At 40.7% G+C, this 13,338-nt stretch carries 19 protein-coding genes; 10 read left to right on the forward strand and 9 right to left on the reverse strand.

Annotated features, from left to right (window positions below):
• Positions 1 to 312 (forward strand): hypothetical protein (locus FD723_RS41765; protein WP_179071016.1); only part of this gene is annotated, 312 nt, incomplete at its 5' end.
• A 72-nt stretch (positions 313 to 384) separates the two neighbouring features.
• Here the strand turns inward: FD723_RS41765 and FD723_RS41770 are convergent.
• The 8 genes from FD723_RS41770 to FD723_RS41805 form a co-directional block, all read right to left on the reverse strand.
• The gene (locus FD723_RS41770; RefSeq protein WP_256875463.1) at positions 385 to 894 is read right to left on the reverse strand and encodes a GIY-YIG nuclease family protein; all 510 of its coding nucleotides are present in this window, start codon (positions 892 to 894) and stop codon (positions 385 to 387) included.
• A 4-nt stretch (positions 895 to 898) separates the two neighbouring features.
• The gene (locus tag FD723_RS41775) at positions 899 to 3,070 is read right to left on the reverse strand and encodes a hypothetical protein (protein ID WP_179071017.1); all 2,172 of its coding nucleotides are present in this window, start codon (positions 3,068 to 3,070) and stop codon (positions 899 to 901) included.
• On the reverse strand, positions 3,067 to 3,732 hold the full coding sequence (locus FD723_RS41780; protein WP_179071018.1) for a hypothetical protein: 666 nt from the start codon (positions 3,730 to 3,732) through the stop codon (positions 3,067 to 3,069). Before FD723_RS41780 ends, FD723_RS41775 begins: the two co-directional genes overlap by 4 nt.
• Positions 3,719 to 3,913, reverse strand: coding sequence for a hypothetical protein (locus tag FD723_RS41785; RefSeq protein WP_179071019.1), 195 nt, complete (start codon positions 3,911 to 3,913; stop codon positions 3,719 to 3,721). Before FD723_RS41785 ends, FD723_RS41780 begins: the two co-directional genes overlap by 14 nt.
• 48 nt (positions 3,914 to 3,961) lie before the next feature.
• Positions 3,962 to 4,129: a hypothetical protein gene (locus FD723_RS41790; RefSeq protein WP_179071020.1), complete on the reverse strand. Its 168-nt coding sequence runs from the start codon at positions 4,127 to 4,129 to the stop codon at positions 3,962 to 3,964.
• An 84-nt stretch (positions 4,130 to 4,213) separates the two neighbouring features.
• Positions 4,214 to 4,450, reverse strand: a complete 237-nt coding sequence (locus tag FD723_RS41795) for a hypothetical protein (protein ID WP_256875464.1) — start codon at positions 4,448 to 4,450, stop codon at positions 4,214 to 4,216.
• Between the two features lie 67 nt (positions 4,451 to 4,517).
• A complete protein-coding gene (locus FD723_RS41800; protein ID WP_179071021.1) occupies positions 4,518 to 5,153 on the reverse strand; it encodes a hypothetical protein in 636 nt (211 codons plus the stop codon).
• A gap of 3 nt (positions 5,154 to 5,156) precedes the next feature.
• Entirely contained in the window at positions 5,157 to 5,525 is a 369-nt protein-coding gene (locus tag FD723_RS41805; protein WP_179071022.1) for a hypothetical protein, read from the reverse strand.
• A gap of 247 nt (positions 5,526 to 5,772) precedes the next feature.
• On the opposite strand from FD723_RS41805, the gene FD723_RS41810 reads away from it, so the two are divergent.
• The 9 genes from FD723_RS41810 (at position 5,773) to FD723_RS41845 (ending at position 12,473) form a co-directional block, all read left to right on the forward strand.
• Positions 5,773 to 5,991 (forward strand): hypothetical protein, encoded by a 219-nt coding sequence (locus FD723_RS41810; RefSeq protein ID WP_179071023.1) that lies wholly within the window; start codon positions 5,773 to 5,775, stop codon positions 5,989 to 5,991.
• On the forward strand, positions 5,966 to 6,220 hold the full coding sequence (locus tag FD723_RS41815) for a hypothetical protein (protein WP_179071024.1): 255 nt from the start codon (positions 5,966 to 5,968) through the stop codon (positions 6,218 to 6,220). Before FD723_RS41810 ends, FD723_RS41815 begins: the two co-directional genes overlap by 26 nt.
• An 8-nt stretch (positions 6,221 to 6,228) precedes the next feature.
• Positions 6,229 to 6,402: a hypothetical protein gene (locus FD723_RS44330; protein WP_372743843.1), complete on the forward strand. Its 174-nt coding sequence runs from the start codon at positions 6,229 to 6,231 to the stop codon at positions 6,400 to 6,402.
• Positions 6,399 to 6,614, forward strand: coding sequence for a hypothetical protein (locus tag FD723_RS41820; RefSeq protein ID WP_372743844.1), 216 nt, complete (start codon positions 6,399 to 6,401; stop codon positions 6,612 to 6,614). Before FD723_RS44330 ends, FD723_RS41820 begins: the two co-directional genes overlap by 4 nt.
• 56 nt (positions 6,615 to 6,670) lie before the next feature.
• A complete protein-coding gene (locus FD723_RS41825) occupies positions 6,671 to 7,726 on the forward strand; it encodes a hypothetical protein (RefSeq protein WP_179071026.1) in 1,056 nt (351 codons plus the stop codon).
• Between the two features lie 204 nt (positions 7,727 to 7,930).
• Positions 7,931 to 8,155, forward strand: coding sequence for a hypothetical protein (locus FD723_RS41830; protein ID WP_179071027.1), 225 nt, complete (start codon positions 7,931 to 7,933; stop codon positions 8,153 to 8,155).
• On the forward strand, positions 8,152 to 11,547 hold the full coding sequence (locus FD723_RS41835; protein WP_179071028.1) for a plasmid replication protein, CyRepA1 family: 3,396 nt from the start codon (positions 8,152 to 8,154) through the stop codon (positions 11,545 to 11,547). Before FD723_RS41830 ends, FD723_RS41835 begins: the two co-directional genes overlap by 4 nt.
• Positions 11,548 to 11,613: 66 nt before the next feature.
• Entirely contained in the window at positions 11,614 to 12,174 is a 561-nt protein-coding gene (locus FD723_RS41840) for a helix-turn-helix domain-containing protein (protein WP_179071029.1), read from the forward strand.
• Between the two features lie 23 nt (positions 12,175 to 12,197).
• Entirely contained in the window at positions 12,198 to 12,473 is a 276-nt protein-coding gene (locus FD723_RS41845) for a hypothetical protein (RefSeq protein WP_179071030.1), read from the forward strand.
• Between the two features lie 131 nt (positions 12,474 to 12,604).
• Here FD723_RS41845 and FD723_RS41850 read toward each other — a convergent pair whose 3' ends face one another.
• A complete protein-coding gene (locus FD723_RS41850; protein ID WP_179071031.1) occupies positions 12,605 to 12,973 on the reverse strand; it encodes a hypothetical protein in 369 nt (122 codons plus the stop codon).
• Positions 12,974 to 13,338 lie beyond the last annotated feature (365 nt).

Genomic DNA, 13,338 nt, shown 5'->3' on the forward strand with positions numbered 1-13,338 from the left:
ATGAACCGCTTAAAATCTATTCTTCTTGGTGGCTTATTAGCATCTGTTTCAATTGCTGCTCTTTCCCAAAATGCTAATGCCAGTGTTGTGAATTTTAACCATGATCATTTAAATAGTAATACTATTGCTTTAAATAACGCTAAACTAATTCGTGAGCGTCAATTGCATGAACAGCAAGTTCGTGAACAAAAAGCTCGTGAATTGCATGAACGCCAAGTTCGTGAACAAAAAGCTCGTGAATTACGTGAACGCCAAGCTCGTGAACAAAAAGCTCGTGAATTACGTGAGCGCCAAGCTCGTCTTCATCACTAAGATTTAATCACCTAGTTGCATATTTATTACTTGTTAATGGGGAGATTCCAAAGCTCCCCTTAAATTTTGGTTTTATGTTTTGCATCTTGCTTGATTAAGTTGGCTGTCTGGCTTATGAGAAAAACCTAACTTAGTTCCAGCGATCGCCCCAAGGGACAAAACCCCGATCATGCTGAAAATGATTAGCTTAATTGGCAAGTCACTAATACTAAAGACGTGTAGCGATCGCTTTTCAAATTCCCAGTTAACCATCAGAAATTGCACTGGATTAAAATCAAACCATTCTTGGCTTTTGATTAACTCAACATTGTATTGGCTAAATTGTTGATGTAATTCCCCTTCTACATCTGCCATATCCTCTACATAAATAGTTTTGAGAATCTTCACGTTGCAAGGTGGTTGATTCCTATGAAAGTTATCAAGTCGAGCTTCGGGATTACGAGATAACCCAATTTTGCAACGACGGAGGTAACAACCAGGAATTAGCCCGTGATAACCCTCTGCTTCCATTAAATATATAAATCCTGGCTCATGGTCATTTTTTGGTTGATAGACAATTGTCGCAATATCATCTAAGTTCATATATTTATTTCCAAATTATCTTATTGCTAACTGTGCGCTTTTTGCAGTCTAAACAGCGATATCTATCGTCATTTTGTAGCTTTAAATTTGCGCTTCCACAGTGGGGACAGTGGGGACTTGTGCCAGATTGGTGACTACCCCCTATAGTCGAAATTGGTGGCAAGCTTACCATTTGACCATTACTTGCTGTATGAGGCTTTGAGCTTTCAGTCTCTAGCCCGTTGCCAATTGTGCCAGGGAACTTGGCAACCCTTGCCAGTCGCTTTGTATTCTCTATTTCTTGATAGTTGAAACTGACTTTATCGAGGTTAGGTAAAAAGTAAAGCTTGGGCGAACGAGAATCGACTACTAAGGCTACTCTCAATAATCTGGCATCGTCGGTAACTAAGTCGTTTTTATAGTCTATATATTCTTCGATAGCATCTAAGTTCCGAATCAATTTAGCCAAGTTAGACTCGCTGTTTTTACCCTTGCCGTAGGTATTCAGGTAATGTCTGATTTTGGGAATGCCAATGATTATTTCGGTAAAGAGTGACCGATCATCATTGGTAAAACCTGGGATTTGTTTGGTCATCACTGATTGACCCGACACAATCCAGCCGATGTTATTATGACCAAATTGTTTGAGAATCTTCTTGAGGTTTTCACCTGCTGCGTAAGGTTCAGAGCAAGAATTTAGAGTATTATCTAATTCATCCCATGCCCAAATTTGAAAGAAGTTAGCAGCGAATGTGGGATTTTTAACTCTAAAATTCCCGTCGTCTAGACAATCGTCAAAGGACTTAATCGCGGCTGTTGTGTCGCCATACTTTAGGAAAGGCTCTAAAGGATAGTTGCTATCTTTTAACGAGCCAACAGCACCCGGATAGCTGACTGTAACCAGAGTATTTTTAACTCTTTCACCCTTGCCAGTATTACCGCGAGTGCATCCAGCTTTTAATATCTCGCTGATCATCACGGCTGTTGTAGGCGTTTTGCCCACACCGGGATCTGCTATCAGCCGATAGCGGATAGGATGACTGACTACATAGTTAATAAATTCGTCAGCAGTCCCAACCATCAACTTAATTTCATCTGCTTTGATAGCTGGCTCCATCCGGTAGCTGACCACAACACAATCGGTTATTTCCAGCTTGCGAACGCTTGTTATTTTGAATAGCCCTAACTTTTTAACCAGCGTTTCAGAGTGCTTGCTAATAGCCTCCACAATGGCTTTGGGATGTACAGACCGGGAATACCCATAACCAACATCTACAACGCCGTCAGGCTTCACCTGAAAGCCCTTAACGCTCAAAGCCAACCTGATATCAGTAAACAAAGTACGCGCTATTTCGTTGGCGATTTTCCCGTTGATATCAAAGCCAAAATCACCATAAACAGGTTCAACTAAATCACCTGCCAATTGTTGCTGTAGCTGACCTACGCGCTCGTTTAGTAGCTCGATTTGCTCTATATAGTTTTGGCGCTCATTGGCGATCGCTTCCCCAACCTCATCTAAATTTTCGTTGTAGCTACTTGCCAAACTTTTGATAATCTCGGCTTTACTTTGATGACCATGCGCTACCTTCTCACCCCAGTTTTGCAACCTTCTGAATAGCTGCATAGCTTCAGAGGTTATCAAGTCATGCTCTAAGTAAATTTTCTCTAACTCCTGAGACTTAGCAAGTTGAAAGCGTTGATTAGCCTCAGTTTCTACCTGAGATTTAAAGTTAAATTCCCATTGCTCAGTCTCACTTTCCAGATATTCAATGCGTTGGGCATCTTTTTGAGATTGGGTAGATAATTCACTTAACTTAGCTTGCAGTTGGGCGATTATTGCTGTGCTTTCTAGTTTGTTATGACCTAACGAGTTGATGGTATTTCTCGCTTCTTTGAGTTCATCTTTCAAAGATTCTAGCTGGCTGCTAACGTTGGCTAACTTTGACTTGCAAGTGTCGAATTCTCTGATAATTTTATGCAGTGTTTCACCTGCTTTTTTATTCTTGCTTTCGGCATCGTTTAGCAATCTCTGTGATTTAGTATCAGTGATAAAGTAAGTAATAAAACTCGCTGGCAATGCTCCCACACCAAGCATAGAGATTATTTTGGCTGTATCATTGGTGAACCCTCCAGAAGCTACTGCCAAGCCAGCACACAGACTAAAAGCACTTAACCCTAAGCTGTGAGATAATCTCATGATTTCACCTCTAGGTAATCACCTAACTGGGCTTTAAAGCTTGCTAGATTTCCCTGTGACTCAACAGTTTTTAACCTTAATTCCTCAGCTTTTATTTGTGCTTGTAACAGCTTTTGGTTTAGTTCATCTTTGCTATAAACCGAGATATTCGTATCAGCGATCGTCTTTACTTGACTGACATCTAAAGCAACTGATTTTTGGGTAGTCACCTCTTTTTGATTCAAATAGTCAAGGTAGTTACCTTTGACTTTTTCAATCTCGGTAGCTGCTTGAATGCCAGCACCAAAAGCTTTTGAGTGCTTACCAATAACAGTAAATTTCTCGCGTGTCAGGTCGAGCGCTGCCCCCGTCAATTTAAGCGCTCGTGTAGAGCCTTCATAAATTTTCATCCCTTTATCAAACTGGCTTTGAGTTGCTTGTGGGAGAGTTTCGGGAGGATTTAAAGGGTCTGAAACATGGTATTGATTGGGCTGGAATGGTGGCATCATTCCCGGTATTAAATCCGGCGTGACAGTCAACAATCCAGGGATACGGCTATCTATGGGAACAGTTGTAGGGGTAGCAGATGTGGAATTAGTGCTAGATGTCAAGTTTTGGTTACGCCCTGCTAATTTCTCAGCTACAGCTTTTGCGGCTGCTTTTGTAGTGTCAATTCTTGCCATTGTTGAAAAATTTTCTGGTATTGAGTAGGGATTGGTATTTAATTTCTAATTGCCTAAATGCTTTGTCGATTTCACTAAATTCAAGTGCTAATTCCTCATCTAAGTCATATTTTTTGAGGACTTGTTTTAGCTCTGTTTCGTCCGTCTTTGCGTCCTGAATTTGGCTATTTAATTCGTCCATAAAGCTTTACAAATGTTAGCGGGGAATGACAGCATCCCCCCTTTCTTATTACCCCTTTAATTCGCGTTTACCTTGCCCTTTGTAAGGCTTTGGTAGTGGTTTCCCGTGTTCCGTTGCCGCTACTGTTTGAGATGGATTACTGGGGAAACTGGCAGGGGTAGGCGCGACAAGTAAAACCATGTAGGACAAGACTGTTAGGAAAGAGTAAAATTTCATTAGTTGTCAATCTTGATAAAGGGTGATGACTGGGCGATCGCTACTTTGGACGGTGGGCGATCGCTTTTAAATTGAGAGCAAAAATCATTCTGTAAAACCTTCAAACTTAGCTACCTCTAAGTCAGCATTAGCAGCCCATTCCAAGTAGTTGAAATATTGCTTAACGTCACCAAAAGCGACATCACAATCGAAGCGCAAGCCTTTAAACTGTGGATGTTGGCGAATTTGCCCAAGTAATTCCTGAGCTTGAGAAACTAGCTCTGGTAGGGAATTAGCGCTCATATCTACTTCTGGTTGAGTGCCGGAAATTGTAAAAGTCATGGCGTTAGTACTCTTTCTAATAACCAGTTAACAAAGTCGAGGGGAGATAACAGGATGTTGATCACTCTCACACGATTAGCTTTTTTCCCAATTCAGTGATGATGCCTTCAATTTCTTGGGTCAGGTCGGTTTCATCTGGGGTAATTGCCACTGGTTCTTTAGCCAAACTGGCCAAATCTCTAATCGCTCCCAAGTATCCTTGCTTTTGGTGTTGCCAGTGCTGATTGATACCCTCTGCTAGTTCGGCATCTCTCACAGCCAGGTTATTGAGGATAAGTTGGTTTTTGACTTGGGCTATAGCGTCTACTGCTGCTATCTCTTCAGATGCCTGTCTCGCTAGCTGGTCAATTAGCGTGAGTTGGGCATGATTGCTTGGGGATTGGGTAGCAGATGTTAGATGTTGCTGTTGCTGGGGCAAGGAAAGGGTATTCTGTGACTGTTCTGAGGCTGGTTCCGATGTTTGCTGTGGAGAAGTTTCGGGTAACTCTAGGGTGTTGCTAGCCACAGTTGGTAATTTTGGCTGGAAGTGGGAGGCGATCGCTTCTAAATCTGCTTCTGAAACTGCCTTTACAGTGTCAAAATCATCAGGGCGAACATGGCTTAAAGCCAGTCTCAGCCCTTGTTCTGTGGTCATATACCTTAAACAGGCATCTTGAATACTTACTGTGTCTGCTGTTGCTGTAACCTTTCTTCGTGTTGCCATGATTTACGCTCCCTTTTGGATTTTTTGGATTTGCCCGAATGCTTGCTGATAGCGGTATCTAGAGAAATCGTTGGGATTTTTGGCGATGTAGCCTTTGACCCGTTCAGACCGTCGTAGTTGAGCCATTAACCGCCCTATTCTGCCCAAAACCCATGCTTGGTAGGGTGATAAAGGTGATTCACGGTCATAACTACCATCGTGGTTTTTGGGGTAGGCATCTCTGAAACTGGGGATTCTCCAGAAGGCTAAATTCTCCCAAGTGACCAAAGTCGAGCGGCTAACACCCAATACCTCAGCTAAATATGTCTTGGTAGATGGGAAATCAAGAAATGAGTCTAAATCTGTAGAATGTTTACTCCGTCTAGGTTTCATGGGTTTACTACAGTAATCAATGTGAATCAGATATTAACTAGCTAGCAATCAGAATAAGTACATATCAGGATGTAGCACCTAAACACTAAACCCCTTACTGTGTAAGTCGCTGGGGTACTCGTAGGACGCTAATTAGTGGCTTGTTGTTGATCGATCGCTTCTTGTGTCATCATACATCTAGTGACACAGATTGTGCAATATGTGTTATTCCATTTCTAAATTACAAGACGTATCATGAGGTAGAGTGATGAACACGGATAACACAATGAGTGGAAGAGTGAATGTAGTGCTAACTGATGAGGTCTACGAACTTGTCAAAAACCTAGCAGGGACAGAACGACGCTCTCAAAGTCAAACAGCAGCAATTTTGATTGAAGAAGCTTTAGAAGCACGCAATCTACTACAAAAAAATTCCTTAGCTGACAAAGGTAAGGGGGCGCATGAACGAAACATTAGCAACCCATGACGCAGAAAAGCCAGAGGCATCCTCAGAAGCGCTAGAGATAGCAGAAAGCTTTACTACTGCACTAAATAACTTTAATTGGCGGGCTGACTATTTGAAATTCTGTGAAGTTCTGGGCTTTACACAAGATAGCTATGCTGAGGAGAAATACCAGCAATTTCGAGAACTGGTAAGCTACCTAGACTGCTTTGATAAAGAGGCGATCGCCAAGATGATTGAGGCTGGTAAGTAAATACTTTTATGCCAACAAACCAGCAACTCAAAACGTGTTTTATCTTATGCTATAGCAACACTTCTGTTTACTTGCCAATATATTTAGTCACAATAGATAAACGCACTAAAAATGTAGTGATTTTAGCTGGAGAAGAGACAGAGATTGAAATTTACCCTAATGGTCTATGGAGGTATGTATGAGCAATCAAATTAATTTTATACAAATGACCAGGACTGAGCTACGCAGATACATTCTGGATAATAGAAACGATGAAAAAGCATTAGAGATTTATCTTGACCGCTTCCGCAATCCTAATAACCAATTACACCAAGCCCCTGAGTCAATTGATGATTTAGAAAACTACGGGGAGTTACATCAGCAATATTTAGAACAAAGGAGAGCATCTGATTGATACCGGGGTTTGCTTTTTTCTTCCCAACAAAAATTTGTGCATGAAGAGGATTTATTTTGCTATCAGAATTAAGTGATTACAATTTTGATGAGAATTTGACACCAGTAGTAAGAAGAATACTAACTTATTGCTGGATGCCATGCAGAATCCAAGATTTTCCTTTTGCACCACAAACTTGGATTTTTTGGATATTGCATTCTGAGCTAGATTTACTTACTTACAAATACATCAAATTTTGCAGAGAAAAACAATTGGAAGAAATTCCAGATTTCCCATCTAAAGGGATTTTGATAGCATTTGATGTTTACTGGATGATGCTAATTTCTTGGATTTACAAACACGAATGGAATAAACTATACAAACTGCCACGAATGGAGAAAGAAACAAAAAAGGCTATAGAACTAGAAGGTAAGATGTGGTTATCTTTATTAGAAGTCTGCCGAGGGTTAGTAGGTTACAACAATGAAGACAAAGCAGTAGGTTTGTGGGGTGCAGCAATTTTTGAAAGTAAAGTTAATGATCTAAAAAAGTTTTATAACCCTAATAAATATCCGCTGATTACAGGTAATAAACAAACACGGAAAGTAAAACTCGCTTATGGTGTAGACACAAATAAACAGTGGGCGAATAACGGCAAACAAGCAATTAAACAAGCGTTTCAGAGCCACCTAAAAGCTTTAAGAGAAGGGGAAAATCCTTTCAATCCTAAGAATCAACCTTGGCTTTGCTCAATCACTCGAAGCGTTTTTGATATTTTGAAGTCTGGACTAAATAGTTCTTATAGTTTTAAAGAAAAATTTTGGCAACCATTTTTATCTAGCCGTAGTGCATGGGTAAGTAATTTTGAGTCTCAAGGTATTAGTTTTTTATGGGCAGAAAATAAAGAATGGTATTCCCGATTTCCGGGCACAAAACGTGGGAGTAGAAAAATACCTATTTTTGAGTTTGAAAATTACCCAGAGGCTATAAGCCTCGTACAACAAGAGTTTCAAGAGTTATCACACTCACTAGTTTACCCTCCTGAAAATGAGCGATTATGGATACAAGACAGAAGCAGAACTTTGCTAGATTCCGGGCAAGGCTACGTTGTTGTCTTATCAAACTCTAATTGACAAAAAAAAGCTGGATGCAGTCCTCGTTGTGTCAAATGGTTAGCTAGTGGCTTCCCAAAAAGAATGGTTTCCAGCCATTCCAACAAAGAAATCTGAATCCAACAGATTTCCAAAAATTTCAATCAAATAATATTTAGCTTAACAATTTTCTATTGACATAACTAGGGGCTGCCTCAGTTTGTAACCACATTACACGAGGTAATTATGCCCAAAAAAGTATCCTCTTCAAAAAGTAGCTCTAAAAAAGCCTTTAACCACAAGCATTCTAGCAAAATCCCCCCCCGTAGTCAACTTTTTAGCCTACTTATCGAACTTATTGCTGATAGAAGATTGACTGAATCGGTTGAAATTCTTGAAAACGCAGGCTATAACGACAACTTGGTAATTTTCTTCATACTGGCTAACCTTCAATACGAGGTGGCAGTATGAGCAAGCTCACCCCTACCTCTAAAGCTAATCCTTGTTTATCTTGCGGCGATACTAAAGGCAATTGCCGACATCAGGATATAGGAGAAATTATCCTCTGTATGGCTGCTATTGGCAGCCGTAAGGGTGAAATTGTTGAGGGTGGCTACAAAGTCATCGATTTTACCCAAGATGGCTTATGGGCAGTTTTAAAGCTTGATAATTCTGAAGAGTGGACAGAAGAACGGCGGCGGGAATGGGCTGATGAGCAAAGACGGCGGCGTGAAAAACTCCAATGGGATGAGCAACAGAAGTTAGCTAAATTGATTTCCATCCCCGACCGCGATCGCCAATACCGCCGTGTCGTCGCCGCACTGGGATTAAACCAAAAACACCGCATTTCAGAACTGTCTGAGAAACGCGGCTTAAATTCTGAGGAGATTGATTTTGCAGTTTCTCAGAGCTGGATCACCAGTTGGAAGCCAGGGTTAAAAGTTGATGCTACCCCGTCTTTGGCTGGGGTAGCTGGAGGGCAACTAACAGGAGTCATCGGGCTTGCGATCGCGGCTGTAAACCCCAAAGGTGAAATTGCAGGATTTCAGATTGGGTCTGATAATCGTTCAAAATATGGCAAGTACCTCTGGCTATCATCTGCATCTAAGGGCGGGAATGGGCCACACCTACCAAGCAGTGAATTACCTGTATTTCTCTGGAGGCATCCAGAAGCCGAACAGATAACACAAACTTGGCTGGTAGAAGGTAGTTTGAAATCACTGATTACTGCCTTAAAACTGTGGTTTAGGCATGGACGTAAGGATATTCAAATTATTGGAGCAGCAGGGGCAAACTGGCTAGGCTCAATCAATGCAGTGGTAGAAGCGTTAGGGCAGACTAGTAAAGTTGTTTTATGTCCAGATGCCGGAAGCTTAAGCAATTCTCACATCCTGAATAATTACAAGAAAATCATTGATGAACTAACCAGTAAAGGTTATTTAACAGATGTTGCTTGGTGGGGTCAACTTGAGAAGAGCAAACAGCCAGATATCGACGAACTAAGCAACACGCTAGATTTTGAACTAATCACGCCAAGAGAATTTTTTAACCATACAAATAAAGCTAATTGGTTATATCGCCGCCGTTACACTCCCGATATTGTAGTAAATCAATCTGATTTTAAATTTCTCAATCTACCAAATAATAATGCCGTAATTGCGGCTAAATCTGGCTTAGGTACGGGGAAAACAGAAGCTTTGATTAGATTAATTAAATCATCTCAAAATCGCTCATTTCTCATCGGATATCGTAATAATTTATTACTGCAAACTGGCAGTAGAGCAAGCCAGAAAGGTGTTAGTATTTATCATTTGCAGCACGATGATGGTATTAGCTTAGTAGCAGATGAAAACACTAATTTAGCTCTATGCCTAGATAGTATTCACCATGTAGATGGTTATTTTAGTGGAACTGATATTTATTTAGATGAAACAGTATCGGTACTACTTCATGCCACTGGCGGCGCTACTTTAGGGGATGAACAAGGCAAAGCTATTGCTATACTCTCAAAGGCGTTACAGGAGTGCAACAGAGTAATATTACTTGATGGTAACTTGGCTGATATTTATGTTGATTTTATAGCCAAGGTATCAGGTAAAGAAGTTATCAAAATTGAAAACGAAGCGAAAATTAAACCTCATAAGTTTAAGTTTGTTGTCGGTATTAATGGAGAGGGAGAAATAAAAAAACGTGATAAATCGCCACTAATCAAAAAAATGTTATCCGATGATGTAATACCTTGGATTGCGAGTGATTCCAGAATGTTGACTAATATTATTGATGAGATTTTTAGAAGTGCTGATAAATGCGGCTATGTTCTCAATAAGGAGACAGCCGGGGAACCTTGGGCTAAAGAATTTTTACTTAATCCAGATGAATTTATAGCTACCCGTAGACCTGACTATTTTATAATCTCACCCACTGCTGAAAGTGGTGTAAGTGTCACAATCAAAAATTACTTTACCGATAAGTTTACATTTTTTGCTGGCGTTCAGGGTACTAACAGTCAACATCAAATGCTGTTTAGGCTTAGGGATGACAGCATAACTCATTATGTCTTCTGTCCAGAATTTAGCCAAGTTCGGGATAGGAATAATCCTAGAAACTATTCAGTAAAAGCCTACACTGAGGCTTTAAATTCTAGGATTATGCAATCAGCTATGCTGGCGGCGGACGGTAATACAAGCCAAATAATGAAAGTAATAGGTGATGCTATAGCCAGAAGTAACGATGATTGGTGGGCTTTAAGTGCTGAATTAGGGTCAATCGATAATTACGAGATGGATCACCTTAGAGATTGCCTTATTTATGCCTTAGATGAGGCTGGGCATAGTGTTGAGATTGCGGAATGGGAAATTGATCAAGAGTTTAAGGATAAGGAAAAATCAGCCAGAGAAGCAGTGCAATATCGCTATTCTTTAGAACTTTATAAAGCGATTAAGTTTGAAAATCTTGAACTTGCTAACGCGGCGGCTAAATCCAACCCTAATAAGGATACACAGCGCAGAATCGAAAAAACTAGATTGCTAGATAGATTACCAGAAATTGAAAATTCTACTGTTTGGAGTCCTGAATTTATTAATAAATGTTATGTAAAAGATAGAGATTTTATTGGTAAGCAGCAAAGATTCTATATGCTAAACAACTTCGATATATCTAAAAAACGAAGTGAGGTTAATTGGTATTACTTGAGTACTAAGCAAGACTTCTTTTTAGGAGAAGCCAAAGGTGATTCACACTTGAAAGTATGGGCATTACAGCAGTTAAATGTATTGCAATTTTTAAAAGGAGAATACTACAAAGAATCACCAGAAGTACTGGAATTAATGCATAAGGTCAGAAGCGATAAAGAAATAGCCAGAGCATTAAATATTAAAATTCCCAAAGTGACAATAGATAAAAGAGAAAATATTTCATTCTTGGGTCAACTGTTAGATAGTATTGGGGTCAACTTTGCTAAACCTTCTCAAGTACTGGTAAATGGCATCAAAACACGGCTTTACACGGTAGATCAAGAGAAATTAAATTTACCTAGTAGGATTGAAGTTTTAGCGGCGGTAGCGCGTAAATTCGATGGGTATTTAGCATCTGAAGTGGTTAGCAAGATCAAGTGGGAAGAACATACTACACAGCAAGTAGAAGCACCAACACAGCAACCAGAACCAATGGACAGCGCTACTGAACAACTTTGGTTCTGTGAGGAAAACCTAACAGAAACTGCATTATATTTAAATGCCTGCGAAGACCGGGAAATGTTATCCGATCTAAGGGCATGGTTGCCGCCTACAGTTTTGACGGCGGCGGCGCGGCGACTACCAGAAGCCAAGCGGGAAATGATACGGCAATGGGTAACGGCGGCTTAGGGTAGCTGGAGGTTAAAATAAGTATGGCGGCGTTATTCGTGTCATTACCGCCATACTTGCTACACGATGCCTTACAATCCCCACAGTATTAGCGACCGAGAAGACGCAATTAAGCGATTTGAAGCCGGGGAAGCACCAAAAAACATTGCAAAAATACTTAAAATTCCAGTTCGCACTATCCAGCGATGGGTACAGGCGAGGCGAATGCCATTGGAGCCAGAAAAAATCAGCACTCACCCAAATTTTATCAAGGCGATGGCAGCGAAACTAATGCCATCGGCGGCGGCGAATGCTTGGGTTGAGAGTGTAGAGGAAGTACAAGCAAAGGCAGGCGGGATGCACGCTAACATCTCGCTCATGGTGTATCAACTCCTAGAGACAGAATTGAGCAAGTCCGAAATCAGTACACGTACCATTAACAACCTCTCTCTAGTTCTTTCCAGACACTTAGACGGCGAATTGAAAGCAGTTTTGGCGGGGAATGAGAGGCAGATGGATCATAGCCAAGCCATGTCTATTCTTGAAGCTTGGGGCTACGTAGTTTTTGATGGAAGCCGCTTGCGAGAAATGTTTGCCGGAGAAGAGCCAACAACAACATTACCCCAAGAAACACTGACTGAAGGTTGAATTAATCCAAACTCCTAAAATAAATGAACGAAGAAACAAGCGATAGTGAATATCAAGATTGGAAAAAACTCTTGGATGGAATCGATCTTAATGGCACACCTGGCAAGGAAACTTTGCTAGAGGAAACGTTGCTAAAGAAAACGCCAACAGGATCATTTGAGTCTCCAAACCAGAGGTTACGGCGCGAACTTGAGCGAGAAGCAGAGAAAGGTAGGAAATGGCTACAAAAAAATTATCCACCTAAGCCCAAAGAACCGCGCCAACTAAAGCAAGACCCCAACAGTGGGGACTTCACCTAGAATCGCTTACAAGCCCATTAAAAGTTATCAATGGGCAATTGGGTATTACTAATATTTATTTCAATTTACGAAAAGAGTGCTATCACACTCACACCTGTAAATAGTCGTATGTCAAAAATAAAATTCTACTGTCAGTTTTTACAAGCCATCTGTTGTAGAAAATCTGGGTCAAGTCGATTCTTAAAGTTCGGATTTTTGGTGATTAAGGCAATGGGTTGTCCATCCTTAATCAAAATCGGTGGTTTTTGAGCGTTTTCGCTGTAAGCACCTATTTGAGAAGATTCACCACCGTATGTTCCGTATTTATTAAAAATACCTATTCCGTAGGCACTGCCATACTGCCCATATTCATTGCAGATTGAGTTCGAGTTATAGGCGTTACTATCTACAACACCTAGAAATGTACCATCAGAAGCCACGACAATGGTTGCCGCAAATGCAGATGTAGGGAGTAATGTAGCCAAACAGCCAATAACAATACTCTTAACAAGCTTTTTCATGCTTTTTACCCTGATACCGATTTCTCTAGCGTTACACGCAGTATTTAATATTACTTCGGTAATATTAGTGATATTTATATCAAGTAATTGTAAAGAGTATTCTACAAAGTCAGATGAGGTTCTCTCCCTCCCTCCGTGCCTTGCCGTGCCCTCCCTGCCCCTCCCGCGTGGGAATGAGTCTTTGTTGGCAAGGCATAATCCGAGGGTGAAATTCGATATTGCCCTGACATAACCACAGCGATCGCAAGGGGTAAAATTTACCCGTCACATAATTCCAGATTTAAGCCAAGGGGATAATTAGTTTAGTCACAGCAGTACCCCTATCTATATAAATTAGGGTACTGCTGTGACTTTTCTCTTCCCAG

Source organism: Nostoc sp. C052 (assembly GCF_013393905.1).
Taxonomy (GTDB): Bacteria; Cyanobacteriota; Cyanobacteriia; order Cyanobacteriales; family Nostocaceae; genus Nostoc.

What these genes read in the sequence shown, in the direction of transcription:
- FD723_RS41795 (WP_256875464.1), bottom strand. Translation starts at nt 4,450, where the DNA reads ATGACTTTTACAATTTCCGGCACTCAACCAGAAGTAGATATGAGCGCT.
- FD723_RS41805 (WP_179071022.1), bottom strand. Translation starts at nt 5,525, where the DNA reads ATGAAACCTAGACGGAGTAAACATTCTACAGATTTAGACTCATTTCTT.
- FD723_RS41815 (WP_179071024.1), top strand. Translation starts at nt 5,966, where the DNA reads ATGAACGAAACATTAGCAACCCATGACGCAGAAAAGCCAGAGGCATCC.
- FD723_RS41835 (WP_179071028.1), top strand. Translation starts at nt 8,152, where the DNA reads ATGAGCAAGCTCACCCCTACCTCTAAAGCTAATCCTTGTTTATCTTGC.
- FD723_RS41785 (WP_179071019.1), bottom strand. Translation starts at nt 3,913, where the DNA reads ATGGACGAATTAAATAGCCAAATTCAGGACGCAAAGACGGACGAAACA.
- FD723_RS41800 (WP_179071021.1), bottom strand. Translation starts at nt 5,153, where the DNA reads ATGGCAACACGAAGAAAGGTTACAGCAACAGCAGACACAGTAAGTATT.
- FD723_RS41790 (WP_179071020.1), bottom strand. Translation starts at nt 4,129, where the DNA reads ATGAAATTTTACTCTTTCCTAACAGTCTTGTCCTACATGGTTTTACTT.
- FD723_RS41845 (WP_179071030.1), top strand. Translation starts at nt 12,198, where the DNA reads ATGAACGAAGAAACAAGCGATAGTGAATATCAAGATTGGAAAAAACTC.
- FD723_RS41775 (WP_179071017.1), bottom strand. Translation starts at nt 3,070, where the DNA reads ATGAGATTATCTCACAGCTTAGGGTTAAGTGCTTTTAGTCTGTGTGCT.
- FD723_RS41810 (WP_179071023.1), top strand. Translation starts at nt 5,773, where the DNA reads ATGAACACGGATAACACAATGAGTGGAAGAGTGAATGTAGTGCTAACT.
- FD723_RS44330 (WP_372743843.1), top strand. Translation starts at nt 6,229, where the DNA reads ATGCCAACAAACCAGCAACTCAAAACGTGTTTTATCTTATGCTATAGC.
- FD723_RS41840 (WP_179071029.1), top strand. Translation starts at nt 11,614, where the DNA reads ATGCCTTACAATCCCCACAGTATTAGCGACCGAGAAGACGCAATTAAG.
- FD723_RS41830 (WP_179071027.1), top strand. Translation starts at nt 7,931, where the DNA reads ATGCCCAAAAAAGTATCCTCTTCAAAAAGTAGCTCTAAAAAAGCCTTT.
- FD723_RS41820 (WP_372743844.1), top strand. Translation starts at nt 6,399, where the DNA reads ATGAGCAATCAAATTAATTTTATACAAATGACCAGGACTGAGCTACGC.
- FD723_RS41850 (WP_179071031.1), bottom strand. Translation starts at nt 12,973, where the DNA reads ATGAAAAAGCTTGTTAAGAGTATTGTTATTGGCTGTTTGGCTACATTA.
- FD723_RS41770 (WP_256875463.1), bottom strand. Translation starts at nt 894, where the DNA reads ATGAACTTAGATGATATTGCGACAATTGTCTATCAACCAAAAAATGAC.
- FD723_RS41780 (WP_179071018.1), bottom strand. Translation starts at nt 3,732, where the DNA reads ATGGCAAGAATTGACACTACAAAAGCAGCCGCAAAAGCTGTAGCTGAG.